This window comes from Actinoplanes sp. NPDC023714 (genome assembly GCF_040639855.1).
Lineage (GTDB): Bacteria > Actinomycetota > Actinomycetes > Mycobacteriales > Micromonosporaceae > Actinoplanes.
In genome coordinates this window covers 29,663-54,871 of sequence record NZ_JBFAAR010000017.1, presented here as the reverse complement: position 1 = coordinate 54,871, position 25,209 = coordinate 29,663, and the positions used below count along the sequence as shown (strand labels likewise).

At 72.0% G+C, this 25,209-nt stretch carries 20 protein-coding genes; 9 read left to right on the top strand and 11 right to left on the bottom strand.

Going from position 1 to position 25,209, the window contains the following annotated elements:
- The first annotated feature begins 32 nt into the window (after positions 1–32).
- Positions 33–2,510, top strand: coding sequence for a hypothetical protein (locus tag AB0G10_RS41815; protein ID WP_360935685.1), 2,478 nt, complete (start codon positions 33–35; stop codon positions 2,508–2,510).
- Between the two features lie 456 nt (positions 2,511–2,966).
- Positions 2,967–4,061: a glycerophosphodiester phosphodiesterase gene (locus AB0G10_RS41810; protein ID WP_360935682.1), complete on the top strand. Its 1,095-nt coding sequence runs from the start codon at positions 2,967–2,969 to the stop codon at positions 4,059–4,061.
- A gap of 45 nt (positions 4,062–4,106) precedes the next feature.
- Here AB0G10_RS41810 and AB0G10_RS41805 read toward each other — a convergent pair whose 3' ends face one another.
- The 6 genes from AB0G10_RS41805 to AB0G10_RS41780 all read right to left on the bottom strand — a co-directional run bounded on the left by AB0G10_RS41805 (position 4,107) and on the right by AB0G10_RS41780 (position 11,721).
- Entirely contained in the window at positions 4,107–4,418 is a 312-nt protein-coding gene (locus tag AB0G10_RS41805) for a hypothetical protein (RefSeq protein ID WP_360935679.1), read from the bottom strand.
- A gap of 2 nt (positions 4,419–4,420) precedes the next feature.
- On the bottom strand, positions 4,421–5,647 hold the full coding sequence (locus AB0G10_RS41800) for an inorganic phosphate transporter (protein ID WP_360935676.1): 1,227 nt from the start codon (positions 5,645–5,647) through the stop codon (positions 4,421–4,423).
- 236 nt (positions 5,648–5,883) lie between these two features.
- Positions 5,884–7,953: a PQQ-dependent sugar dehydrogenase gene (locus AB0G10_RS41795; RefSeq protein WP_360935673.1), complete on the bottom strand. Its 2,070-nt coding sequence runs from the start codon at positions 7,951–7,953 to the stop codon at positions 5,884–5,886.
- Complete coding sequence (locus AB0G10_RS41790) at positions 7,953–8,876, bottom strand: sugar phosphate isomerase/epimerase (protein ID WP_360935670.1); 924 nt, start codon at positions 8,874–8,876, stop codon at positions 7,953–7,955. The genes AB0G10_RS41795 and AB0G10_RS41790 overlap by 1 nt, the downstream gene beginning before the upstream one ends.
- Before the next feature lie 153 nt (positions 8,877–9,029).
- Positions 9,030–10,328, bottom strand: coding sequence for an aspartate aminotransferase family protein (locus tag AB0G10_RS41785; protein ID WP_360935667.1), 1,299 nt, complete (start codon positions 10,326–10,328; stop codon positions 9,030–9,032).
- A 16-nt stretch (positions 10,329–10,344) separates the two neighbouring features.
- Entirely contained in the window at positions 10,345–11,721 is a 1,377-nt protein-coding gene (locus AB0G10_RS41780; RefSeq protein WP_360935664.1) for an aminotransferase class I/II-fold pyridoxal phosphate-dependent enzyme, read from the bottom strand.
- 202 nt (positions 11,722–11,923) lie between these two features.
- Here AB0G10_RS41780 and AB0G10_RS41775 point away from each other — a divergent pair, with 202 nt between their 5' ends.
- From AB0G10_RS41775 to AB0G10_RS41745, 7 genes are read left to right on the top strand one after another with little or no spacing between them, the layout of a single operon-like run.
- The gene (locus tag AB0G10_RS41775; RefSeq protein WP_360935661.1) at positions 11,924–12,766 is read left to right on the top strand and encodes a nitrilase-related carbon-nitrogen hydrolase; all 843 of its coding nucleotides are present in this window, start codon (positions 11,924–11,926) and stop codon (positions 12,764–12,766) included.
- The gene (hydA, locus tag AB0G10_RS41770) at positions 12,763–14,163 is read left to right on the top strand and encodes a dihydropyrimidinase (RefSeq protein WP_360935658.1); all 1,401 of its coding nucleotides are present in this window, start codon (positions 12,763–12,765) and stop codon (positions 14,161–14,163) included. The genes AB0G10_RS41775 and hydA overlap by 4 nt, the downstream gene beginning before the upstream one ends.
- A 9-nt stretch (positions 14,164–14,172) precedes the next feature.
- Positions 14,173–15,168, top strand: coding sequence for a TIGR03842 family LLM class F420-dependent oxidoreductase (locus AB0G10_RS41765; protein WP_360935655.1), 996 nt, complete (start codon positions 14,173–14,175; stop codon positions 15,166–15,168).
- On the top strand, positions 15,165–16,007 hold the full coding sequence (locus AB0G10_RS41760; protein WP_360935652.1) for an ABC transporter permease subunit: 843 nt from the start codon (positions 15,165–15,167) through the stop codon (positions 16,005–16,007). The genes AB0G10_RS41765 and AB0G10_RS41760 overlap by 4 nt, the downstream gene beginning before the upstream one ends.
- On the top strand, positions 16,004–16,762 hold the full coding sequence (locus AB0G10_RS41755) for an ABC transporter ATP-binding protein (protein ID WP_360935649.1): 759 nt from the start codon (positions 16,004–16,006) through the stop codon (positions 16,760–16,762). Before AB0G10_RS41760 ends, AB0G10_RS41755 begins: the two co-directional genes overlap by 4 nt.
- Positions 16,759–17,514, top strand: a complete 756-nt coding sequence (locus tag AB0G10_RS41750; protein WP_360935646.1) for an ABC transporter permease — start codon at positions 16,759–16,761, stop codon at positions 17,512–17,514. The genes AB0G10_RS41755 and AB0G10_RS41750 overlap by 4 nt, the downstream gene beginning before the upstream one ends.
- A gap of 11 nt (positions 17,515–17,525) precedes the next feature.
- Positions 17,526–18,662, top strand: a complete 1,137-nt coding sequence (locus AB0G10_RS41745; RefSeq protein ID WP_360935643.1) for an ABC transporter substrate-binding protein — start codon at positions 17,526–17,528, stop codon at positions 18,660–18,662.
- Positions 18,663–18,862: 200 nt separating this feature from the next.
- Here the strand turns inward: AB0G10_RS41745 and AB0G10_RS41740 are convergent, their stop codons facing one another.
- The 5 genes from AB0G10_RS41740 to AB0G10_RS41720 form a co-directional block, all read right to left on the bottom strand.
- Positions 18,863–19,636 (bottom strand): hypothetical protein, encoded by a 774-nt coding sequence (locus AB0G10_RS41740; RefSeq protein WP_360935641.1) that lies wholly within the window; start codon positions 19,634–19,636, stop codon positions 18,863–18,865.
- A gap of 73 nt (positions 19,637–19,709) precedes the next feature.
- Positions 19,710–20,561: a hypothetical protein gene (locus AB0G10_RS41735; RefSeq protein WP_360935638.1), complete on the bottom strand. Its 852-nt coding sequence runs from the start codon at positions 20,559–20,561 to the stop codon at positions 19,710–19,712.
- The gene (locus AB0G10_RS41730) at positions 20,558–21,061 is read right to left on the bottom strand and encodes a hypothetical protein (RefSeq protein WP_360935635.1); all 504 of its coding nucleotides are present in this window, start codon (positions 21,059–21,061) and stop codon (positions 20,558–20,560) included. The genes AB0G10_RS41735 and AB0G10_RS41730 overlap by 4 nt, the downstream gene beginning before the upstream one ends.
- 26 nt (positions 21,062–21,087) lie before the next feature.
- Positions 21,088–23,352, bottom strand: a complete 2,265-nt coding sequence (locus AB0G10_RS41725; protein WP_360935632.1) for a bifunctional diguanylate cyclase/phosphodiesterase — start codon at positions 23,350–23,352, stop codon at positions 21,088–21,090.
- Complete coding sequence (locus AB0G10_RS41720; RefSeq protein WP_360935629.1) at positions 23,349–25,202, bottom strand: diguanylate cyclase; 1,854 nt, start codon at positions 25,200–25,202, stop codon at positions 23,349–23,351. Before AB0G10_RS41720 ends, AB0G10_RS41725 begins: the two co-directional genes overlap by 4 nt.
- Positions 25,203–25,209 lie beyond the last annotated feature (7 nt).

Here is a 25,209-nt window from a genome sequence, read left to right as displayed (position 1 = left end):
TTCTGTCGGACCTCCGGTCTAGGTTGTCCGGCATGGCGCTGACCACTGTTGCCTTCGACCGATGCGTGCGCGAGGGAGATCTCGGCGGGCTCACGGCTCTGCTGCTCGACGCGGACGAGCCGGCCCGCCGATCCCTCCTCGAGCGGCTCTCCGAACGCCTTCGCGATCCGCTCGTGGCGCCGGGCCCGGTGCCCGTGGCGTTCCATGCCCTCGCCGTGATCGCCGGCGCTCCCTCGGCGGCCCGCGCGGCCGCGCTGCTCGGCCGGCGCGAGCTGCGGCAGTGGCACACCATCCCGGCCGGCCGGTTCCTCGCGATCGCCCGGGCGCGCGGCCTGCCCTGGGCCGGTGATCTCGGCGTCCGGCTGGCCGGCCGGATCCGCGCCGGCGAGCTGCTGCTGCCGGCCGAGTGGGACTTCGTGGTCGCCCTGCTCGACGAGGGCGAGGCCGAGCCGCCGGTCACCGAGGGCGTGGTGCTGGCCTGGCTGCGCGCCGCCCACCAGGGACGCCCGTCCACCCTCGCGAAACGGCTGCGCGCGTCCCGCTTCCTCGACCCGCTCCTCCCGGCGGTCTTCACGATCGACGGCCTGGGCGCCCGGATCCCGGCCGCCGGCTGGGACGGCGCGACCTGGGACCCGGTGCCGGCCCTCCCGGCCGCGATCGCCCGGCTCACGGCGGAGGGCCGCCTCGACCGCGCGGTCGTCCTGGCCGCCACGGTGGACCGTCTCGTCCGGGGCGACCGCCCGGCGGCCCTGCGCCCGTTCGCCCTCCTGCACGACATCCTCGCCCCGGTGGCGGACGAGGTGGCCGAGCACGCCTCCTCCTACGCGACCCTGCTGGCGTCCGGCCCCTCCCCGATCGCCGGCCTGGCCCAGCGGACCCTCCGCGGGGCCGGCGTGGTGGTCCCGCCGCCCGACGTCAGCGCCGAGGCCCTGGCCCGGCCCGAGAAGACCCTGGTCAAGGCGCAGCTGACCTGGCTCGGACAGCTGTGCCGGCGCGACCCCGCACAGATCCCGGCGGTGCTGGAGGCGGTGGAGGTGGCCGCCGGGAGCCCGGTCCTCGACATCCGGGAGCGCGCTCGTGCCCTGCTGTCCCGATACCGGCCCGGGACGACTTTCGACGCGGCGCCTCCTGCTGCGGCGGCTCCGTCCGAGGTGGTCCGTCCGCCTGCCGCCATGCCTGAGGGCGTGCGGAGCGCCGCGGAGCTCGCCGAGGAAGTGGTGGCGGTTCTCCGGGAGCCGGCCGGGGTGCGGTGGGAACGGATCATGGCGGCCGTCGTGGCGCTGCCGGCCGACGGGCTCGCGGAGGCACTCGGGCCGGTGCTGGATCGGCATGAGCGGTTCGGGGCGCCCTGGGGCCGCGTGCCCGCCCTCGGTGCGGCGATCCGGGCCCGGGCCGGGCTGCCGGTCGACCCCGTGGTGCGGGAACGGCTGCTCGGTGCCGTACAGCGCTCCTGGACCGGCACCGACCGTTCACTCATCGACACGCCGGCCGACGTCCTGACCCTGCGGATCGCCGAACTGGCCGTGCAGGTGGGCCGTTCCCCGCTTCCGGAGCTGCTCGCCACCCCCACCGACGTGACCGGCAGCGTCGACGCCGGGGTGCTCGCCGACCGGATGGCCCGGCTCGAGGCGGAGGGGCGGGAGCCGTGGCCCCTCGACTACCAGCAGGCGCTGCTGCGGGTGCCCCGCGGCCCGGTACCGGAGCGGGCCGGGCAGTTGACGAGCCCGCACGGCAGACGGCTGGCCCGCTGGCTGACCGGCGGCGGACTCCCCGACCCGATCACCACACGCTTCGAGCAGCGCCGGGCCGGCGCCGCGTTCCGCCGGGTGGTCGTGAACGTGGAGTCCGCCCGTACCGATGGGGATCGCCTCCTCCTGGAGGACGCGCTCGTCACGGTGACGCGCAGCCCGCACCCCGACCTCAAGGGGCTGCAGACCTACCGCCCGGACGTGCTCGCGATGGTCCTCCCCCACCACCGCGAGGTGACCGCCGCGTGGGCGCTGCCCGACATCGCCGCCCTGGCCGATCAGGACGCCCGCGACGCCTCCCTGCTCCCGATGCTGGCCGACCGCACCGGCCCGATCGGCCCGGCGGTGATCCTGGCCGTGGCCTACGGCCTGGGTGCCCGCCATGCCGCCGACCGGATAGCGGCCGTGGACGCGTTCCTGCCCCTCGCGGCCTGCGCCCCCGCGGTCGGGGCGGCGCTCGGTGATCTCTGCTCGGACGGGACGGTCAAGCCGAGCAGGGTGGCGGGCGCTCTCACCGAGGCCTTCCACGCCGGCGGCGGGACGGCTGTCTGGCAGGTGATCGAGGCCGCTCTGCCGGCGCTGCTGGTGGCGGGGCCACGCGGGTTGCCGGATCTGCTGGAGCTGGGGACGCGGGTGGCCGGGGATCTGGGTGTCCGGGTTGCGATTCCCGAGCTCGCCGTCGTCGCCGGGAGGGCGGGCGGTTCCCGATTGCTGCGCGAGGCGCGGAGGTTGGAGGCCGCGATCGGGGTCCGTGCAACATAGGGCCGGAGCGTCGCCTCGCCATCCGTGACCCGAGGCCGTGACGCGTCCGCCTGCGTCCCCGGCGCCCTGGCGCGCGTACTGCCGCTACGAGGAATTACGGCTGCGGCGTATTGCTGTCGGCGCGGCCGACCTGCCGGCAGCTCTCCGGCTGGACGCTGGCGCGGGGGCTCCTGCCCGAAATGTCGCCCTCCCGTACAGCCACACCCGACCGGCTGAACACCAGGGCTGAGTTGCTGCCCGAAATGTCGCCCTCCCGTACAGCCACACCCGACCGGCTGAACACCAGGGCTGAGCAGCTGCCCGAAATGTCGCCCCACACCCAGGGGTGGGTGCTGAAAAAACGCCGGGGGTTCGCGGTATTGCCATCATGTCTTCGCCTGGGCGACGAATCGGTCTTCTGGACTTTCGGCGGACAGTCCGGCGGCTCGCGCCGGACACCGAATCGTGGAGGATCACGTGGCAGATCGCCGTCAGGTGCTGCGCATCGGGGCCGCGGCCGCCGCCGCACCGGCGCTGGCCGGAACCGTCGCCGCACCCGCGCTGGCCGAGGCGAGGCACGGGAAGGCCGCGCCGCTCGTGGTGGGCCACCGGGGGGCTTCCGGGTACCGGCCGGAGCACACGCTCGCGTCCTACGAGCTGGCGGCGCGGATGGGCGCCGACTACATGGAGCCGGACCTGGTCATCACGAAGGACGGCGTGCTGGTGTGCCGGCACGAGCCGGAGATCGGCGGCACCACCGATGTGGCGTCCCGGCCCGAGTTCGCGAGCCGGAAGAAGACCGTGCTGCTCGACGGCGTCAGCGTGACCGGCTGGTTCACCGAGGACTTCACGCTGGCCGAGCTGAAGACGCTGCGCGCCACCGAGCGGATCCCGGCGATCCGGCAGCGCAACACCCTGTACGACGGCCGCTTCCCGGTGCCGACCTTCCAGGAGGTCCTCGACCTGCGCAAGCGGCTCTCCAAGGAGCTCGACCGCGACCTGGGTGTCTTCCCGGAGACCAAGCACCCGACGTACTTCCAGAAGCTCGGCCTCGCCCTGGAGGGCCCGCTGGTCCGTACGCTGCGCCGGAACGGCCTGGACAGGCGCGGCGCGAAGGTGTTCGTGCAGTCGTTCGAGGCGGCGAACCTGCGGGAGCTCGCCGACCGGCACCGGATCCAGGTGCCGCTGGTGTTCCTGACCGGCGCGTCGGGCGGGCCGTTCGGCGACACCCGCTCGTACGCCGACTACCTGACCCCGGCCGGCCTGAAGGAGCTGAACGACTTCGTCGACGGCCTCGGCCCGGAGAAGAGCCAGATCATCCCGCGGAAGGCGGACGGCACCCTCGGCACGCCGACGAGCCTGGTCGCGAACGCGCACCGGGCCGGCCTCAAGGTCATCCCGTACACGTTCCGGGCGGAGAACTCGTTCCTCCCGGCCGAGCTGCGGGTCGGCACCGACCCGGCCGCCTACGGCAAGGCCATCGACGAGCAGGTCACGTTCCTGAAGACCGGCATCGACGGCCTGTTCACCGACAACCCCGACGTCGGCGTCCTCGCCCGCACGCTCATCTGAAAAAAGAGGAAAGAGGAAGGGCCCGGCACCACGCCGGGCCCTTCCTTACTTCGCTACCAATGTCGGGAAAAATCCGGAGAAGTCGAGCTTGTAGCCGAACCCCGTCGCCACGATGAACGTCAGCCCCAGCAGCACGCCGAGCACCACGATCGCGAAGAGCGCGTACCCGATCACCGTGCCGGCCGGCCGCCGCGTCCCGGGAACGGTGACCCCGCTCTGGTTGACGGTGGCCTCCCCGGCTCCCCAGGCGAGCGACCGGATGCCGAGGGCGAAGAGCACCGGCAGCCCGGCGCCGAGGACCAGGCCGGCGAGCAGAACCCGCCAGGCGCCGTCGAGGGCGAATCCGAGATTGTGCATGATCAGGACACCTCAGCGGGGACGGAGACGGGCTTGCCGGGAGCCTCGGAGGACTCCCACTCGTCGTTGACGTTCGACGAGTCGACGCGGGCGGACCGGGACCGCAGGTACATCGCCAGCGAGGCGAGGACCAGCAGGGTGAAGACGACGAGGGCGCCGGCCGTCCCGCCGATCACGTCGCCGACCCACCACATGGCCGCGCCGACGATGCCGGCGGCCGGCAGCGTGATCAGCCAGGCGGCGACCATCCGGCCGGCGACGGCCCAGCGGACCTTCGCGCCGGGGCGGCCGATGCCGGAGCCGAGGACCGAGCCGGTGGCGACGTGCGTGGTGGAGAGCGCGAACCCGAGGTGGCTGGAGGCCAGGATGACAGCGGCGGCGCCGGACTGCGCCGCGGTGCCCTGCGGCGGGTTGATGTCGGTGAGACCCTTGCCCAGCGTACGGATGATCCGCCAGCCGCCGAGGTAGGTGCCGAGCGCGATGGCGAGCGCGGCCGAGACCTTCACCCAGAGCGGGATGTTCTCGGTGTCGCTCCAGTGACCGCTCGCGATCAGGGCGAGGGTGATCACGCCCATCGTCTTCTGCGCGTCGTTGGTGCCGTGCGCCAGGGAGACGAGCGAGGCGCTGCCGATCTGGCCCCAGCGGAAGCCCTTGTCGGTGAAGCGCGCCGCGACCCCGGCCGTGATCTTGAAGATGATCCAGGTGCCGACCGCGGCGACGACGGCCGCGATGACCGGCGACAGCACCGCCGGCAGGAGCACCTTGCCGACGACGCCGTCGAGCTTCGAGCCGTCGCCGTTCCAGTTGACGCCGCTGAAGCCGAGGCCGGCGATCGTGGCGCCGACGAGGCCGCCGAAGAGCGCGTGCGAGGAGCTGGACGGCAGACCCACGAGCCAGGTCAGCAGGTTCCAGACGATGCCGCCGACCAGGCCGGCCAGGATGATCAGCAGGAGGGCGCTGCCGCCGTCGGCGAGGAGTTCCGCCTTCGGGGCGCCGCTTTTGTCCTGGATCTTCACGACGGCGTTGGTGACGGTGAGCGCGACCTCGACGGAGAGGAAGGCGCCGACCAGGTTCAGGATGCCGGAGAGCGCGACGGCGGTCTTGGGCCGTAGCGCCTTGGTCGCGATGGAGGTGGCCATCGCGTTCGCGGTGTCATGGAACCCGTTGGTGAAATCGAAGGCCAGGGCCGTGAGGACCACCAGCGCCAAGATCACGGATGTTTCTGTCACGAGCGTGATCGTGACGGAGGAAGCTGTGCGGCTGCCAGGGGGAGAACGGGACATGTATAGGTTTCCCCTCGCGTTTACCTCACGTTTCCCAAATGTGAACGCGGAGTGATCTCCGGAAGGACGCAGCGTCACGTCAACGGACGCCGAATGAATAGTTGTTTATGTCCATTCGGCGGAAAACGAAAAACCGGCCGGGCCCGAGGGCCCGGCCGGTTCTCCAGCAACTTAGAGCGACATCAATCTGCCGGGTCCAGCACGATCTCCGCGGTCCCGGTCTGCGGCGGGTTGCCCGTGTCCGTGTACGAGGCGACGAACACCGCGGTCAGCCCCTCGGCGCCGGCGTGTCCCGGGTCGACGAAGGTCGTGATCGAGCCGGTGCAGCCGGCCGACGTGGAGAGCGGGTGACCGTGCTCGGCGTGCCCGAGGATGTAGGTCACCGTCACCCGGCTGCAGTCGAACGGCTGGTCGTCGGTGACCGCGACCTCGTAGTTCACCGTGTCACCGAACTCGAACGGCTGGCCCTCGACCGGCGACACGAACGTGACGACCGGCGCCAGGGTGCCGACCGGCAGGATCACCTCGGCCGACGCGGACCGGCCGGTGCTGTCGGTGACCTTGAGAACCGGGCGGTAGTTGCCGTTCTCGGTGAACGTGAAGGTGCCGTTCGCCTGCCGCGAGTCCACCCGGCCGTCGGCGTCGAAGTCCCACGCGTAGCGCAGGGCGTCGCCGTCCGGGTCGGTCGTGCCGGCGCTGGAGAACGACACCGTGAGCGGCGCCTCCCCGGACGTCGGCGTGGCGGTCACGCGCGGGATCGGCGTCCGGTTGCCGCGGACGAAGTCGAACCGGGAGAGCTGCGCGTCCGGGTTCTCGGCGAAGTAGCCGTCGCCGTACTCCAGGACGTAGAGCGCGCCGTCCGGGCCGAACTCCAGGTCCATCGGATTGTCGAAGACGAGCTCCGGCAGCACCGGGTCGATCTGCGTGACCTGGTTGCGGCGGTCCAGGTGGAACGCCTTCACGTAGTCCCGGGTCCACTCGGCGAACAGCGGCAGCCCGTCGAACGTCTGGGGCCACTTGATCTGCGAGCGCGACCGCGGGTCGTAGTCGTAGGCCGGGCCACCCATCGGCCCGATGCCGCCGGTGCCGAGCTCGGGCCACTGCGCGCTGGGGCCGTACGAATAGATGACCTCGGCCCGCTCGACCGGCGGCAGGGTGCGCAGCCCGGTGTTGTTGGGCGACTCGTTGACCGGCGCGGCGCAGTTGAACGGCGCGCCGGAGACCCCGGTGGCGAAGTCGTAGTCGATGTAGGGCTGGTCCGGCGCGACGCAGTACGGCCAGCCGTAGTTCGCCGGCTTGTCGATCGCCATCCAGCGGCCCTGGCCGGCCGGGCCGCGCGCCGGGTTGGCGTTCTGCGCGTCCGGTGAGTAGTCGGCCATGTAGATCACGTTGGTGTCCGGGTCGACGGTGAACCGGAACGGGTTCCGCAGGCCCATCGCGTAGATCTCGGGCTTGGTCTTGGGCGTGCCCGGCCGGAACAGGTTGCCGCGCGGGATCGAGTACTTCCCGGACGGCGAGACCTTGATCCGCAGCAGCTTGCCGCGCAGATCGTTGGTGTTGGCCGAGCTGCGCTGCGCGTCGAAGACCGGGTTGCGGTTCGCCCGCTCGTCGATCGGCGCGTACCCGTCCGAGAAGAACGGGTTGCTGTCGTCACCGGTGGAGAGCAGCAGGTTGCCCGACCGGTCGAAATCGATCTTGCCGCCCACGTGGCAGCACTGCCCGCGGTCGGTCGGCACCTGGAGGATCTTCTGCTCGGTGCCGAGCTTCAGCGTGTTGCCCACCAGCTTGAAGCGGGACAGCTGGAGGTGGCCCTTGTACGGCGCGAAGTCGGCGGCCGTGCCCTCGGCCGGCGCGTCGCCCTCGTTGACCCCCGGGGTGGCCGGGTCGTCGGTCGGGGTGTTCAGCACCGGCGAGTAGTAGACGTAGACCCACTTGTTGTGCTGGAAGTCCGGGTCGATCGCGATGCCCTGCACGCCCTCCTCGTCGTGCAGGTAGACCGGGATCGTCGCGGCCAGGACATTCCGTCCGGTGGACGGCTCGTGGATGCGGACCTCGCCGGTCCGCGCGGTGTGCAGGACCCGCCGGTCGGGCAGGACGGCGAGCGCGATCGGCTCACCCGGGAAGTCGTCGAGGGTGACCTTCTGGAAGTCGGACGAGGGTGGCAGGTCGTGCCCGGGGTGGGCGGCGGCGGCCACCGGAGCGACCAGCACGGCCGCTCCGGCGATGGTGAGAACTGCGAGTCTGCGCAACATCAGAATCGGAGCCCTTCCAGGTACGCGTATCCGCGCTGAGCGGTGACCAGGGCGTCGGCGGATGTCCGGGGCGGTGAGCCGGCGTCGTCACGTTCGACGATGTACTCGACCAGGCCCGCCTCGCGGGAGTGCTCGAAGATCCGGCCGAAGTCGATGACGCCGTCGCCGGGATCCGCGAAGCCGGCGTTCGCGTCCAGGTCCTTGACGTGGACCTGGCGGATCCGCCCGCGGTGCTTCTTGATCAGGTCGACCGGGTCGCTGGCGCCCCGGAAGGCCCAGAAGAGGTCGACCTCGAGGTGGACGTTCCGCGGGTCGGTCTCCCCGGTGATGATGTCGAAACCGGTCACCCGGGTCCCGGGGCGGACGTTCCGGGTCTGCGGGAAGAACTCGGCCTGGTGGTTGTGGTAGCCGAAGCTCAGCCCGGCCCGGCGGGCCAGCGCGCCGGCCCGGTCGAGGTCGGCCGCGAACGCCCGGTAGACGGCGGCGTCGCGGATCGGCCCGTCGGCGCCGAACCCGAAGTACGGGTGGACGATGTACTTGTTGCCGACGATCGCCGCCTCCTCGAGGGAGCGCTTCCAGGTGTCGGCGTCGAACGGCTGCGGGATGCCGACGTGACCCGAGGTGGCGCGCAGGCCGGCGTTGTCGAGAGCGGCGCGGAACTGTGCGGCGGTGCGGCCGACGAAGCCGGCGTGCTCGACGCGGGTGTAGCCGATCTCGGCGAGCTCCGCGAGGCTCGCTTCGAGGTCGATGCTGAGCTGGTTGCGCAGCGTGTAGAGCTGCACACTGATCTGGTCGCGTGGGACGCGGCCCCGGCCGTGCCCGGCGCCACCTGCGGTGGCGGCGGTGGGTGCGGCGAGCGCGCCGGCGGCTCCGGCTGCGGCCGCGGCGCCCAGAAGGCTGCGTCGGCTGAGTGACTGCGGCATTGCGGTCCTCCCCCATCGATCCATTCACATGCATCGAGACATTACCGAGGCGTTTCGTCCACAGTGAAGAGAAGTTTCTTCAGATCTAGCAAAAGTTCCCGCACATACAGCAAAACCCCGCGGTCAGGACCGCGGGGTTCGGCTCGGAATCGGTCAGGAGTCGATGCGCGACTCCGCGTCGGCGGCCGCGATCGCCGCGGTCAGCGCCGCCAGGCCCTCCCGGGCCTCGTCGTCGGTCAGCGTCAGCGGCGGGCCGATCCGGATCACGTTGCCGTAGAGGCCGCCCTTGCCCACCAGGAGACCGCCCTCGCGGCAGAGGTCGAAGACGCGCGCCGTCACGGCCGCGTCCGGCTCGGCGGTCCCGGGCCGGACGAACTCCAGCGCGATCATCAGGCCCCGCCCCCGGACCTGCCCGAGGATTCCGTACGAAAGATCCCGCAACCCACTCAGCAGGAGCGACCCCACCCGGCGCGCGTTGCCCTGGAGGTCGTGGTCGAGAACGTAGTCGAGGACCGCGTTGCCGGCCGCGGCACTGACCGGATTGCCGCCGAAGGTGGAGAAACTGATCGCCGGGACCGCGTTCATGACCTCGGCCCGGCCGACCACGCCGCCGAGCGCGAACCCGTTGCCGATGCCCTTCGCGAACGTGATCAGATCCGGCGTCACGCCGTGCGCCTGATAGCCCCAGAAATGGTCGCCGGTACGGCCCCAGCCGGTCTGCACCTCGTCCGCGATCAGCAGGATGCCGTGCTCGCCGAGCACCTTCTGGTACGCGCCGAGCAGCCCGTCCGGGCCGGCCACGAATCCGCCGACGCCCTGGATCGGCTCGGCGATCAGCGCGGCCACGTCGCCGGCCGTGACCGTGGCGAGCACCTCCCGCAGGTCGTCGACGGCCGCGTCGATCAGGTCGCCGTCGGCGAGCCCGGCCATCCGCCCGCGCAGCCGGTCGGCCGAGGAGAGCCAGTTGACGGTGAGCGGGCTCAGCGAGCTCGACGACCAGCTGCGGTGACCGGTCACCGCCATGGTCGCGAACGTCCGGCCGTGGTAGCTGTTCTTGATCGCCAGGATCTGGTTGGACCGGCGCACGTTCGCGGCGAAGAGCAGCGCCGACTCGTTCGCCTCGCTGCCCGAGTTGGTGAAGAAGACCCGCGCGTCCGGTATACCGGAGACCCGGGCGATCTTCTCGGCGAGCTCGACCTGCTGCCGGATCAGGTAGAGCGTGGAGGTGTGCGCCACGCCGGTGCCGAGCTGCCGCCGCACCGCGTCGCTGATCTCGGCGATGTCGTAGCCGACCATGGTGGTCAGCACCCCGCCGAAGAAGTCCAGGTAGGTCCGGCCGGAGGCGTCGGTGACCCGGCGATCCTTCCCGGACACGATCTCGAGGGCGTCGTCGCCGTAATACACCGGCATCCAGCCCGGCATCACCGCTCGGTGCCGTTCCAACAGACTCATCCGAACCTCCTGAAGGTCATCTCCAGCCGTGCGGGTGCCCCTGCCCCCGCCGTCCGCTGCCGCGGCTGGTCTGCTGCGCGGCCGCGGCGAGCACCCCGGCCAGGTCGTCGTACCCGCCGGCCACCAGGCCCGCGGTGATCCGCAGGTGGTCGTCCGGCAGCGGCTGCACGCAGAACGGCGCGCCGGGCGCGGCGGCGACCCCGTGCGCGGCCAGCGCCACCATCGCGTTCTGCTGATCGGGAACGGTCATCCAGAGGTTGATGCCGTCGGCCGCGGTGGCCTGCACCCCGCGGGCCGCGAGCACCGCGAGGAGGGCGGCGCGCCGGGCCGCGTAGGTGTCCCGCGCGGTCGCCACCTGGGCGATCACGCGCGGGTCGGTGAGCAGGTCGAGGAGCACGCCCTGGAGGAGGCGGCTGGACCAGCCGGGCCCGAGCAGCCTGCGGTCGGCCACCGCGTCGATGACGTGCGCCGGGCCGCCGACCGCGGCGAGCCGCAGGTCCGGGCCGTGGCTCTTGGCGAAGCCGGCCACCGTGACGGTCCGGTCCGGCAGGTGCGTGCCGATGCTGACCGGCGGCGCCGAGGCGATGTCGCCGGCGTGGTCGTCCTCGACGATCAGCACGTTCGGCGCGTCCAGCAGTGCCTGCGCGAGGACCAGCGCGCGCCGGCCGTCCATGCTGGTCCCGGTCGGGTTCTGGGCGCGCGGCTGGAGGAAGAGGGCGACCGGCCGGTAGTCGCGCAGGGCCTGCCGCAGCGCCGCCGGGTCCAGGCCGCCGGCGTCCATCGGCACGCCGACCACGGTGGCGCCGAGCGCCTGGAGCAGGTCGAGCAGCGGCGCGAAGGCCGGGTTCTCGACGAGCACGTGGTCGCCGAACCGGAGCACGGCGCCGGCGATCCGGTCCAGGGCGTCCATGGCGCCGTCCACCACGGTGAGGCGCTCCGGAGGGTACGGCCACCGCTCCCGCAGCACGGCCTCCAGCTCCGGGAGCACCGGCGCGTCGAGATAGCTGCCGGCCCACCGGCCGTCGCCGATCCGGCGCAGCGCCTCGCTGAGGTCCGGCAGCAGGGCCGGGTCGGGCACGCCGGTGGAGAGGTCCCGGGGCAGGGCGGCGTTCACCCCGCCGAGCTGCGTGTACCGCAACCGCTCCCGCGGCGGCAGGGGCCCGGAGACGAACGTGCCGGAACGGCCGCGCGTCTGGATCGCGCCGGCGTGGATGAGGCTGCGCCACGCCTCGCTCACCGTGGTCGGGCTGACACCGAGCTCGGTCGCGACCGACCGCACGGTGGGCAGCCGGATCCCGGCCGGCAGCCGCCCGGCGGTGATCAGACGGCTCACGGCCGCCGCGATGCCGCGGGCGCTGCGGTCCTGAACCGCCCCGGTGATCAGAGTCAGCAAATTATCCTCTCCGAAACATTCCGTAACGTTCGGGCAATTGTCCGCCTCAATGTGTGTCGTTAGTGTCCTACGGCATCCGGCGCCGACAAGCAAGAGCTAGCGCAGGACACACGACGAGGAGTAAACACACGATCACAGGCGCCGCGCGCTGTCGCCTCCGAAAACGAAGCGTGCATGAAGATCAATTTGAGAGGGGCCGCAAATGACGACCGGAGTCGTCCGCGCCGCCCTCGTCCAGACCACCTGGACGGGCGACAAGGAATCGATGATCAAGGTCCACGAGGATTACGCTCGTGAGGCCGCCGCCCAGGGCGCGAAAGTGATCTGCTTCCAGGAGCTCTTCTACGGCCCGTACTTCTGCCAGGTGCAGGACGCCGCCTACTACGAGTACGCGGAGTCCATCCCCGGCCCCACCACCGAGCGCTTCCAGGCCCTCGCCGCCGAGCTCGGCATGGTCATGGTCCTGCCGATGTACGAGCAGGAGCAGCCGGGCGTCCTCTACAACACCGCCGCCGTGGTCGACGCCGACGGGAAATACCTCGGCAAATACCGCAAGAACCACATTCCCCAGGTCAAGGGTTTCTGGGAGAAGTTCTACTTCCGCCCCGGCAACCTCGGTTATCCGGTATTCGACACGGCGGTCGGCAAGGTGGGCGTCTACATCTGTTACGACCGCCATTTCCCGGAGGGCTGGCGGGCGCTCGGACTGAACGGCGCGCAGATCGTCTTCAACCCGTCGGCGACCAGTCGCGGCCTCTCCTCGTACCTCTGGCAATTGGAACAACCGGCGAGCGCGGTGGCGAACGAGTACTTCATCGGCGCGATCAACCGGGTGGGCGTCGAGGACCTCGGTGACAACGACTTCTACGGGCAGACCTACTTCGTCGACCCGGAGGGGAAGTTCGTCGGCGACGTCGGCGACACGCACCACCCCGAGCTGATCGTGCGCGACCTGGACATGAGCCTGCTCGCCACGGTCCGCGACCGCTGGCAGTTCTACCGGGACCGCCGGCCGGACGCCTACGGGGACCTGGTGCGGCCATGAGCATGCTCATCAAGGGCGGGACCGTCGTGGGTCCCACCGGACCCGTCAAGGCGGACGTGCTCGTCGACGGCGAGACGATCGTCGCCCTGTTCGCGCCGGGCAGCGCACCCGAGATCGCCCACACGATCGACGCGACCGGGAAGTACGTCATCCCCGGCGCCGTCGACGCGCACACCCACATGCAGCTGCCGTTCGGCGGCACCGCGGCGAGCGACACCTTCGACACCGGCACGAAGGCGGCCGCGATCGGCGGCACCACCACGATCGTCGACTTCGCGGTCCAGCGATACGGCGAGGTCGTGCAGGACGGGCTGGCCGCCTGGCACGGCAAGGCGGACGGCAACTGCCACATCGACTACGCCTTCCACATGATCCTCGGCGGGGTGGACGACGAGTCCCTCAAGGCCATGGACCACCTGGTCACCAACGAGGGGATCAGCAGCTTCAAGCTGTTCATGGCGTACCCCGGGGTCTTCTATTCGGACGACGGCCAGATCCTGCGCGCCATGCAGAAGGCGCGCGACAACGGCGCCATGATCATGATGCACGCGGAGAACGGGCCGGCCATCGACGTGCTGGTCAAGCAGGCCCTCGAGCGCGGCGAGACGGACCCGATCCACCACGGCCTGACCCGGCCGCAGGAGCTCGAGGCGGAGGCGACGAGCCGGGCGATCTGGCTCGCGAGCGTCGCGGCGGACTGCCCGCTCTACATCGTGCACCTCTCCGCGTCGAAGGCCCTCGAACAGGTCGCCGAGGCGCGGGACCGGGGACGCAACGTGTTCGCCGAGACCTGCCCGCAGTACCTCTACCTCACGCTGGAGGACCAGCTCGGCGCGCCCGGCTTCGAGGGCGCCAAGTGGGTCTGCTCGACGCCGCTGCGCAGCAAGCACGAGAGCCACCGCGCCGACCTGTGGCAGGGCCTGCGCACCAACGACCTGTCGGTGGTCTCCACCGACCACTGCCCGTTCTGCTTCAAGGACCAGAAGGAGCTGGGCCGCGGCGACTTCTCCAAGATCCCGAACGGGATCGGCAGCGTCGAGCACCGGGTCGACCTGATCTACCAGGGCGTCGTCGACGGCAAGCTGTCGCTGGCCCGCTGGGTGGAGACGATCGCGACCACCCCGGCCCGGATGTTCGGCCTCTACCCGAGGAAGGGCGTGATCGCGCCCGGCTCGGACGCCGACATCGTGCTCTACGACCCGGACGGCCGGACCCGGATCAGCGTCGAGACGCACCACATGAACATGGACCACTCCGCCTGGGAGGGCTGGGAGATCGACGGCAGGGTCGACACGGTGATCTCCCGCGGCGAGGTGATCGCCTCCGGTGGCGAGTACACCGGGCGGGCCGGCCGCGGCCGGTACGTCAAGCGCGGCCTCAGCGACTACCTGGTCTAGGGAGGCCTCATGGACATCGGTGTGGTTCTCCAGAACGACCCGCCGGCGCTGGAGATCGTGGAGTGGGCGAAGAAGGCCGAGGCGGCCGGCTTCAGCCACTTCTGGACGTTCGACTCGCACGTGCTCTGGCAGGAGCCGTACGTCGTCTACTCGGCCGTCCTCGGCGCCACCGAGCGGATCGTGGTCGGGCCGATGGTGACCAACCCGGGCACCCGGGACTGGACGGTCACCGCCTCGCTCTTCGCGACACTCAACGAGATGTACGGCAACCGGACCGTCTGCGGCATCGGGCGCGGCGACTCGGCCCTGCGCGTCCTCGGCCTCACCCCGCAGACCCTCGGCCAGCTGCGCGAGAGCGTGCAGGTGATCAAGGGCCTCGGCAACGGGGAGAAGGTGACGGTCCGCGGCAACGAGATCCAGTTCGCCTGGGCGGCGGAGAGCCGCCTCGAGGTCTGGGTGGCCGCGTACGGGCCGAAGGCGCTCGCGATCACCGGTGAGGTGGGCGACGGGTACATCCTGCAGCTCGCCGACCCGGACATCGCGGAGTGGATGATCGCCGCGGTCCGGAAGGCGGCCGCCGCCAAGGGCCGGGATCCGGACGCCGTCAAGTTCTGCGTCGCGGCGCCGGCCTACGTCGGCGACGACCTGGATCATCAGCGCGAGCAGACCCGGTGGTTCGGCGGCATGGTCGGCAACCACGTCGCGGACATCGTGGAACGCTATGGATCGTCGGGGGCCGTCCCGCGGGCGCTGACCGACTACATCAAGGCACGGCAGGGCTACGACTACGCCGAGCACGGGCGGGCCGGCAACAGCCACACCACGTTCGTGCCCGACGAGATCGTCGACCGCTTCTGCGTCCTCGGGCCGGTGGAGAGCCACCTGAAGAAGCTCCAGCAGCTCAAGGAGCTGGGCGTCGACCAGTTCGCGGTCTACCTCCAGCACGACGCGAAAGATCAAACCCTTGCCGCGTACGGCGAGAGCGTCATCCCGGCGTTCGGATGAGGAGAATCCTCTCGGTCGTCGCCGGCCTGATCGTGGCGGCGCTGCTCTGGGAAGGCTACAAGGCGGCCGGCAACCCCGAGGGGACGGTGCTGTTCGGCGTGCGGGTCCTCCCGCGCGCCGACGACCTCTCGATGCCGCACCTCTGGACGATCGCCGACCGGCTCGGCTCCCCCGAGCTGGCCGGCGGCCGGCCGGTCTGGCAGGTCGTGCTCGACGCCTGCGTCTTCACGCTCGGCATCACCGCCGTGGGATTCCTGGCCGGCGCGGTGATCGGGCTGGCGCTGGCGGTCGCGATGCAGCGCTTCCGGATCGTGGAGCGCGGGCTCCTGCCGTACGTGATCCTCTCCCAGACCGTGCCCCTCGTGGCGCTCGCGCCGCTGATCGCCGGCTGGGGCGGCGTCGTGATGCCGCCCTGGGCGACCGTCGCCGTGATCGCGGCCTATCTCGCGTTCTTCCCGGTCGCGGTGGGCATGCTGCGCGGCCTGCAGTCGCCGTCCGCCGCCGGCGTCGAGCTGATGCGCAGCTACGCCGCGGGCTGGTGGCGCACGCTGATGAAGCTCCGTTTCCCGGCGGCGCTGCCCTACCTCTTCCCGGCGCTGCGCCTGGCCGGCGCCGCCGCGGTGGTCGGGGCCGTGGTCGGCGAGATCTCCACCGGCACCCGCGGCGGCATCGGCCGCCTGATCATCGAGTACTCGCGGGAGGCCACCTCGGACCCCGCCAAGGTCTACACGGCCATGCTCGGCGCGGCGCTGCTCGGCCTGCTCGTGGCCGGCGCCGTCAGTCTCCTGGAACTGCCGCTCATGCGGCACCGGCGCCACGTGGAGGTGGTGACCCTATGACCGCCGTGGCAGTCGAGGGCGTGACGAAGGTGTTCAACAAGGGGCGGGGGGACGAGGTCACGGCGCTGTCCGAGGTGGACCTCACGGTCGGCGACGGCGAGTTCGTGTCCCTGATCGGGCCGTCCGGCTGCGGCAAGAGCACCCTGCTCCGCCTGATCGCCGACCTGATCCCGCCCACCACCGGCACGGTCACCGTGGCCGGCAAGACCGCGGCGGCGGCCCGCGAGGAGCAGGGCTACGGCATCGCGTTCCAGCAGGCCGGCCTCTTCGAGTGGCGGACCGTGCGCCGCAACGTCGAGCTGCCCCTCGAGCTGCGCGGCGCCGGGCGGGCCGAGCGCCGGGCCAAGGCCGAGGAGATGCTGGAGCTGGTCGGCCTGGCCGACTTCGCCGGGCACTACCCGGGCCAGCTCTCCGGCGGCATGCAGCAGCGGGTCGCGATCGCCCGGGCCCTCGCCGTGCGGCCGCCGCTGCTGCTGATGGACGAGCCGTTCGGCGCGCTGGACGAGATGACCCGCGAGCGCCTCCAGGCCGAGCTGCTCCGGATCTGCGCGACGACCGGGACCAGCACGGTCTTCGTCACCCACTCGATCTCCGAGGCGGTCTTCCTCTCCGACCGGGTGGTGGTGATGTCGGCCCGGCCCGGCCGGATCACCGCGGCGATCGACGTGAAGCTGCCGTCCCGCGACGAGGCCGGCCGGCAGGCCCCGATCTACTTCGAGAAGATCACCGAGGTACGGCAGGCGCTGCGCTCATGAGACGCGTGCTGCCACCGGTGATCGCCGGCATTCTGGCCCTGGTCCTCTGGGAGCTCACCGTCACGCTCGGGCGGATCGCGCCGTTCATCCTGCCGGCCCCCTCGGCGATCGGGCGGGAACTGCTCGTCCAGCGCGGGAACGTGTGGGACGCGGCGCTCGCGAGCGGCGCCAACGCCCTGGTCGGACTGATCTTCGGCAGCCTGCTCGCGATCCTCGCGGCGCTGCTGGCGAGCCGGTCACGGATCCTCGGCGAGGTCTCGGTCCCGTTCGCCGCGGTGATCAACGCGCTGCCGATCATCGCGCTCGCCCCGATCCTCAACAACATGTTCGAGTCGACCAGCAGCGTGCCGCGCCGCCTGGTCACCGCGATCGTGGTGTTCTTCCCGGTCTTCCTGAACCTGCTGCGCGGCCTGCGCGAGGTGAACCCGGTCCACCAGGAGCTGATGCGCACGTACGCGGCGAGCGGCTGGACCTTCGCCCGCAAGGTGCGCCTGCCGGGCGCGCTCCCCCACCTCTTCACCGGCCTGCGGCAGGCGTCGTCGCTGGCCGTGATCGCCGCGGTCGTCGCCGAGTACTTCGGCGGGCTGCAGGACGGGCTCGGCGCGCGGATCACCTCCGCCGCGGCGTTCACGGCCTACCCCCGTGCCTGGGCCTTCGTGGCCGGCGCCTGCCTCCTCGGACTGACCTTCTACCTCGCCACACTGCTGCTGGAACGGCTCGCCATGCCGTGGCGGCAGCGGCTCATCTCCTGAGAGGTCCCCTCATGCGTCTTACTCCTCTTGCCTCCCTCGTCGCCGCTTCCGTCCTGGTCCTGGCCGGCTGCGGCACGGCCGACACCCCCACCACCGCCACCCCGGGCGCGAGCGGCGCGCTCACCCCGATCAAGCTCCAGCTGCAGTGGTTCTACCAGGCCCAGTTCGCCGGCTACATCGCCGCCGTCGACCAGGGCTTCTACGCCGAGCAGGGACTCGACGTCGAACTGCTGGAGGGCGGCGTCGACATCGTCCCGCAGACCGTGCTCGCCCAGGGCAAGGCCGACTACGCGGTGGCCTGGGTGCCGAAGGCCCTCGCCTCCCGCGAGCAGGGCGCCGGGATCACCGACGTCGGCCAGATCTTCGCCCGGTCCGGCACCTACCAGGTGGCGTGGGCGGACAGCGGCATCAAGACCGCCGCCGACCTCAAGGGCAAGAAGGTCGGCAACTGGGGCTTCGGCAACGAGTTCGAGCTCTTCGCCGGCATGACCAAGGCGGGCATCGACCCGGGCAGGGACGTCACCCTGGTCCAGCAGCAGTTCGACATGCAGGCGCTGCTGAAGAAGGAGATCGACGCGGCCCAGGCGATGAGCTACAACGAGTACGCCCAGCTGCTCGAAGCGAAGAACCCGGCCACCGGCGAGCTCTACACGGCCGACGACTTCTCGATCATCGACTGGAAGACCGAGGGGTCGTCGATGCTCCAGGACGCCGTCTGGGCGAACACCGAGAAACTGAACGACCCGGCGTACCAGCAGCAGACCGTCAAATTCCTGACCGGCACGATCAAGGGCTGGGCGTTCTGCCGGGACAACGCGGAGAAGTGCCGTGACCTGGTGGTGGCGAAGGGCTCGAAGCTCGGCAAGAGCCACCAGCTGTGGCAGATGAACGAGACCAGCAAGCTGATCTGGCCGTCCACCGGCGGCATCGGCGTCATCGACGAGGCGGCCTGGAAGCAGACCGTCGACATCTCGATGACCACGAAGAACCAGACCGGCGACACGGTGCTGACCAAGGCCCCCGAGGGTCTCGCCTACACCAACGACTACATCACCCAGGCGATCGAGGCAGCCAAGGCCGCCGGCGTAGACGTCAACGGCGCCACCTTCCAGCCCACCACGGTGACCCTCGAAGAGGGCGGCGCATAGCCCACAACCAGAACCGCCCCCACCCGCACCCGCCCGCCGGCCTCACCCCGCCCACGCCTCCTACGCCCGTTTCTCCCCACGCCTCCCCCTCTCCCCGCGATCTTGTGAGTCTGCGCAGGCCCGTTGCTGCAGAGATTCACAAGATCGCAGGGAGAGGGGGCGGCGGGGGCGGTGAGGGGTGGTGAGGGTGGAGGGGTGGGTTAGAGGGGGATCAGGCGGGCTGCCAGGGCTACGGCGGTGAGGTCGCCCTCGCGCAGAAGTTTTGCGGCTCGGGGTTCGTTCAGCGCTTCGAGGCGGGTGGCTGTGGTCTCGACCAGGGCCTCCTCGCCGGAGAGGAGGCGCCGGGCGATGCGGGACTGGGCCGGGCTCAGTTCGGCGTACGCGCACCGGTCCAGCGCCGAGATGGTCTGCTCGTCGAGGCGGCCGGCCATGGCGCGCTCGGTCACCACCTTCATGAGCCAGCTCGGCCACCAGCTGTACTTGCCGACCACCGCACCGGAGCCGAGGGCGGCGCCGGGGGTGTGGCCGGCCGCGAGCATGCGGACGGCGAGGTCGTTGTCGAACCTCTCCATGCGCAGCGCGCCCACGAAGACCCGCAGGATCTGCTGGGTCTTCACGAACTCCTCGGCCTCCGAGGCGGCCTCGGCGATCCGGCCCTCGAGCAGGTGGCAGAGGGCGTTCGCCTCGGTGAGCTCGAATCCGTCGCCGGAGCGCTCCTCGAGCCGTTTCACCGTCTCGACGAGCCGCTCGACGGCCTTGGCCGAGCGCTCGGCCAGCTCCTCGCTGTTCGGTTTGTTCAGGTGCCGGACGACGATGTCCGAGGCTATCTGGGCCTCACGCCGCAGCAGCGGCGCCGAGATCTTCGCATTGATCAGATCACCGAGCCCCTCGGTCAGGTACGCGGTGTCGAATCGGTCGGAGGCCTCTTGGAACTGCGCCCACCAGGACGCGGGGTGTCTCCGTTCTTGGGTCACCAACTAAGAGTGACGCCCTCGCTACGCTCACGACAACGATTCAAAAGGTGCGACTTTTCACGTTCCGGTTGGCTCAGCGAGTCCGGCCGCCAGGGGCCAGAAAACCCGCTTTCACCAGCGTACGGCTGAGCGGCCGGGTCAACGCGGCGAGGCGTAGCGCGCCCTCCTCGCCGAGCGCCGCGTAGGCCGGTTCGGCCAGCCGGTCGGTACGCTCCTCGATCTCGGCGCGCAGCCGCTGCCCCGCCTCGGCGAGGCCGTCGCCGTCCAGCAGCCCGCGCGACCGCAGGCCCTCCTGCGCCTCCGCCCACGCGTCCCGGCTCCAGCCCCGGGTCACCCGCAGGAACCGCTCGTCCGCCTGGCCGCTCGCCACGTGCAGCACGACCGCCTCGATGCCGCTCACGCCGGCCGCCAGCAGCGCCGCCACGTGGCCGTCGCCCCGGAACTCGCGGAGCAGCGTCTGCGCGTGGAAGAGCGCCAGGTGCGGCCGGTCCGGCCACTGCTGCTCGGCGTGCGCGGCGAACAGCGGCCGGCCCTGCGGGAGCGCGGTCGCGGCCTCGGCGGCGGTCCGGGCCAGCGCGGCGGCCTCGGTGACCTCCGGGCCGTCCAGCACGTCGGCGCCGAGCCCGCGGGTCAGGGCCGCGGTGACGGCGTCGTGCCGGGCCGCGAGCAGCGCCTCCGGGGTGGTCTTCTGCCAGGCGGCCGGCAGCGCCCGGGCCACCAGAGCCGGGTTGAAGTTGTAGAACGTCGCGGCCACGACGCCGGGTCCGCACGGGCCGAACACGGCGCCCCGGGACGCGAAGTACGCGGCGCCGCCGTCGTCGAGACCCGCCTTCGCGTACGCCTCGGGCGCCTCGGGCACGAAGTAGATCATCGCGTGGATCGGCTCGGTGACCCGCCAGGCCAGCCGGTAGGGGTGCTCGGTCATGCGTCCTCCAGAGGCAGTTCCGCGATGTTACCGGAGGGTAACCGATCCGAGTGCTGTGGCGGGGGCATGTCGGTCGCGGTGTGCCACCGGCCGGAGCGCCGGACCGCCTCCCGGGTCACCAGGTGCACCGGCATCGGCGGTGGCGTGAACGGCCCGGCGCCCCAGCGCACCCAGATGGCGAGCCGGCCGGCCGCGGCCTCGGCGAGCAGCTTGTCGACGGTGCGCTGCCGGTCGCTGCGGTCCACCTCGATCGCGATCGGCGGGCCGCCGGCACGCGCGCAGGCGACGTCGAGCACCGAGTTGCCGCGCAGCGGCGGGGGCAGCGGGAAGACGCTCGGCGCCCGGCGGTAGACCCGCCAGCCCTGTTCGCCGCCCCAGGCCGCGATCGCGTCGACGAGCCGGGCCGTGGCCTGGCTCTCGGTCAGGTCGGCGAAGGTGACCCCCGCCAGGTAGGCAGCGAGCGACCGGGCGGTGCTGGTGCCGTCATCCGCCGTGTCCACCGACGTACGATATCGGGCCGACCTGATCAGGCGGCTGCCGGAGCTTGCGCACGCAGCCGGGTCTCCGCCGCGAAGCGCGCGGAGATCTCCCGGGGACCCACCGGCCGCCCCAGGTGATAGCCCTGGCCCACGGTGTAGCCGAGCCGGTGCAGGCGGTCGGCCTGCTCCTGGTTCTCGATGCCCTCGGCCACCGTGTCCAGGCCGAGCGCGCCGGCCAGCTGGATCACCGCGCGGGCGACCGCCTGCCGGGCGTCGGCCTGCGGCGTGCCCGGCTCGTCGAGCTCGATGCCGTCGACGAACGACTTGTCCAGCTTCACGATCGCGGCCGGGAACGCCCGGAGCAGGCTCAGCGACGACTCGCCGGTGCCGAAGTCGTCGAGCGCCAGCCGCACGCCCATGCCGTGCAGCTCGTGCAGCACCCGCAGCACCCGCGGCCCGCGCAGCACGGCCGACTCGGTGAGCTCCAGGACCAGGAGCTCGGCGCCCAGCCCGGAGTCGGCGAGCGCGGCCCGCACGTCGGTGACGAAGTCCGGGTCGTGCAGCTGGCGCACCGAGACGTTCGGCGCCACCTTGGCGAGCACGCCCGGCCCGAACTCGCCGATCCACGCGGCCGCCTGCCGGCAGGTCTCGCGCAGCACGAACCGGCCGAGCGGCACGATCAGCCCGGTCCGCTCGGCCGCCGGGATGAACTCGGCCGGCGGGATCAGCCCGCGCTCCGGGTGCTGCCACCGGACCAGCGCCTCGACGCCGACGATCCGGCCGTCGGCGAGCCCGACCAGCGGCTGGTAGACGACCCGGAACTCGCCCTCGTCCAGGCCCCGGCGGAGCTCGCCGCCGAGCCGGGCGTGCTGCTGGGCGGCGCGTTCCATGCCCGCCGCGTACCGTACCCAGTTGTTCTTGCCGCGCTCCTTGGCCACGTGCATGGCGGTGTCGGCGGCCCGCAGCAGGGCGCTCGCGGCGGTTCCCGGCGGCGCCGCGGCGAGGCCGGCGCTCACGTGCACGAGCAGCCGGTCCGGGCCGACCGGGCCGTCCGTCGCGGCCATCACCCGCGCGGCCACGGCCTCGCCGCGGGCCGGCTCGGCGACCAGGATCGCGAACTCGTCGCCGCCCAGCCGGGCCACCTCGCCGTCCGCCCCGGCCGCCGCGGTCAGCGCGCCGGCGAACGCGACGAGCAGCTCGTCGCCGACGTCGTGCCCGAGCGAGTCGTTGACGGTCTTGAAGTCGTCCAGGTCGACGAGGAGGATCACGCCCTCCCCGGCGGCCAGGGTCTCGTCGAGGCGGCGGCGGAACAGCGACCGGTTGGCGAGCCCGGTGAGCGGGTCGTGGGTGGCCTCGTAGACGAGCCGGGCCTCGGACTCGCGCTTCTCTCGCAGCAGCGCGTCGTTCTCCCGGAACGCGAGGTACTGCCGGACCGTGACCAGCGCCGTGACCATCAGCGAGGCGATCACCACGATCCGGGTCTCGGTGCGCGGCGCGGCGCCGAACAGCACGTGCGCGACCGCCACGTCGGAGGCGAGCATGGCGAGGTACGGGAGCATGACGTCCCGGGTCCGGGCCGGCGCGACCGCGGCGACCCGCTGCCGGCGGGCGGCCAGCGCGACCAGCAGCGGGACCAGCGGCAGGCAGAGCGCCTGCGCCTGGACCGGCCCGTCCGCGCCGCCGGCCACCGCCGCCACGGCGACCACCGCCGCGACCAGGCCGGTGCCGGCGACCAGCCGGACCGCTCTCCGGTCCACCGGCCCGCCGCGGATGTACGAGACCTTCGTGATGGCGGCGGCCGCGAAGAGAAACGCCAGCAGCACGATGGCGAGCACCGGCGTGCTCCACGGCTCCGGCGCCATGATCATCGGGGCCAGCCCGAAGTGCCAGAGCACGGTGGCGCAGCCGAGGAACGCGATGAGCCGGTCGAGGCGCTGCTTGCCGCGCTCCCGCGAGCCGTCCACGCCGAGCGGCACCCGGGCCACCGCGACCATGGCCAGCAGCATCCCGGCGCCGGCCAGCACGACCGAGGGGATCGGCATGACCGGCAGCTCCGGCGAGGACCGGAACGCGGCGCCGGCCAGGATGCCGTACCCGCCGGTCAGCAGCCAGCAGGCGATCTCCAGGGTCCGCCAGAACCGGGCCGCCACCGGGGGCAGCGCCGTCGCGCGGCGCATCGACCGGAGGGCGGCCAGGGCGGCGAGCAGGCCGGCCGGCATGAACAGGTAGGCGACGGCCGCCGGCCCGGTCCCGGTCGCCGACCAGAACAGGTACCAGGCCACGCCGAGGACGGCGACGAGCGCGGCGATCACCGTGGGACCGCTCTCGAGCGCTGCTTCTCCTCGTACATCCGGAGGTCCGCGGAATTGAGCAGCTGGTCCGGGTCGCCGGTGGAGCCCGCGGCCACGCCGATGCTGGCGCCCACGGCGAGCGCGCGGCCGCCGACCTCGGCCGGCCGGGACAGCGCCGTGCGCAGGCGCTCCGCCAGCCGGTCGGCGGCGGCCCGATCGCCGCCGGCCGAGAGCACCGCGAACTCGTCGCCGCCGAGCCGGGCCGGCACGTCACCCGGTTCGGCGCACTCGATCAGCAGCGCGGCCACGTGCCTCAGCACCGCGTCGCCGGTCGCGTGCCCGTACGAATCATTTATCTGCTTGAAGCCGTTGAGGTCGATCAGGAGAACCGCCGCCTCACCGGGCTCGCGACGCATCGCCGCGGTGAACTCGCGCCGGTTCGCCAGCCCGGTCAGCTCGTCGTGGCCGGCCTGGTAGCGCAGCCGCTCGTGCAGTTCCCGGGCCTCGGTCACGTCGCGGGCGTTGCAGATGAGACCGCCGATGCCGGGTACGTGGCTCTGGTTCATCGCGAACACCTCGAGCCAGCGCCAGGTGCCGTCGGCGCGCCGGTAGCGCCCTTCGTAGGCCATCTCGGCGCCGGGCGTACGGAAGAGGTGGTCCAGGTCGGCGCCGAGGCGCTCCTCGTCCTCCGGGTGCAGGATCTCCCGGGACGAGCGGCCGAGCACGTGGGCGACCGGCAGGCCGAGCAGGCGTTCGACGGCCGGGCTCACGAAGAGGAATCTACCGTCCGGCGCGGCTATCGAGATGATCTCGCTGGAATGCCGGAGCATCGACTCGAGGAGCTGTTCCCGACGGCTGATCTCGGCGAGGCTGTCGTCGAGCCGGTCGAGCAGGCGGTTGTTCTCGGCGAGCGACAGCGCCTGGCGGGCCACCACGAGCCCCACGTTGGCGATGAGCCCGGCCAGGGCGCCCCACGCGGTCAGGCCGAGCCCGCCGGTGGCGAGGACGATCACAAGCGCGGCCGCGCAGATCACCGTTCCCGTGTACGGCAGGACGCTGTACCGGCGGCGGCCGCCGCCGCCCTGCCGGGACCGTCCCCCATCGGAGCCGATCAGCAGCTGCACCCGCGGACCGGCGGCGGTCAGCAGGCAGGGCAGGAAGGCGAGCATCATCTGCAGGTGGAAGTGGCGGGCGTCCAGGGTCGGCCCCACCGCGGCCGCCAGCACCTGGATCAGCACGGCGGTGACCAGCAGGGTCGCGGCCGGCCGGGACAACGGGCTGTTCCCGCTGATCGCCACCCGCACCACCAGGAACACGGCACACAGCAGCAGCCCGGCGCCGAAGGCGAGCGGGACGTAGACGTGCGCGCCGGCGCCGGGCACACCCGGGCGGGTCACCAGGCACCAGGCGATCACCGCCGCCGCCGTGCCGGTGATCCCGGCATCCAGCAGGAACCGGGTGGTCCGGACGCTCCGCCACGAGCCGGCCGGATATCGCAGCGCGGCCACGCAGATCAGCAGCACGCCGATCAGGGCGGCGGCGTTCTGCGCGGGATGGAGGGTGAGCCCGTCGTCGGACGGATCGGCGAGCAGGGTCACGCACTGGATTGCGTCGCCGCAGAGGAAGACGACGCCGGACGCGGCGATGGCCTGCCAGAAGCGCCGGGACGCCGCCGGGAGGCCGGGTGTGCGCGCCACCGACCGGGCCCAGTACGCCTGCAGCAGGTCGAGCACGGGGATGGCCAGCCAGGCGGCGAGGATCTGCGCCCGGCTGCTGCCGAGATCGAGCGTGTAGGCGCCGGTCAGCAGGAGTCCGCCCAGCAGGAGCACGACGAGTGCCGGGTCGCGCCTCAGGGGCGCCGCTGCGGGCATCTGTTCG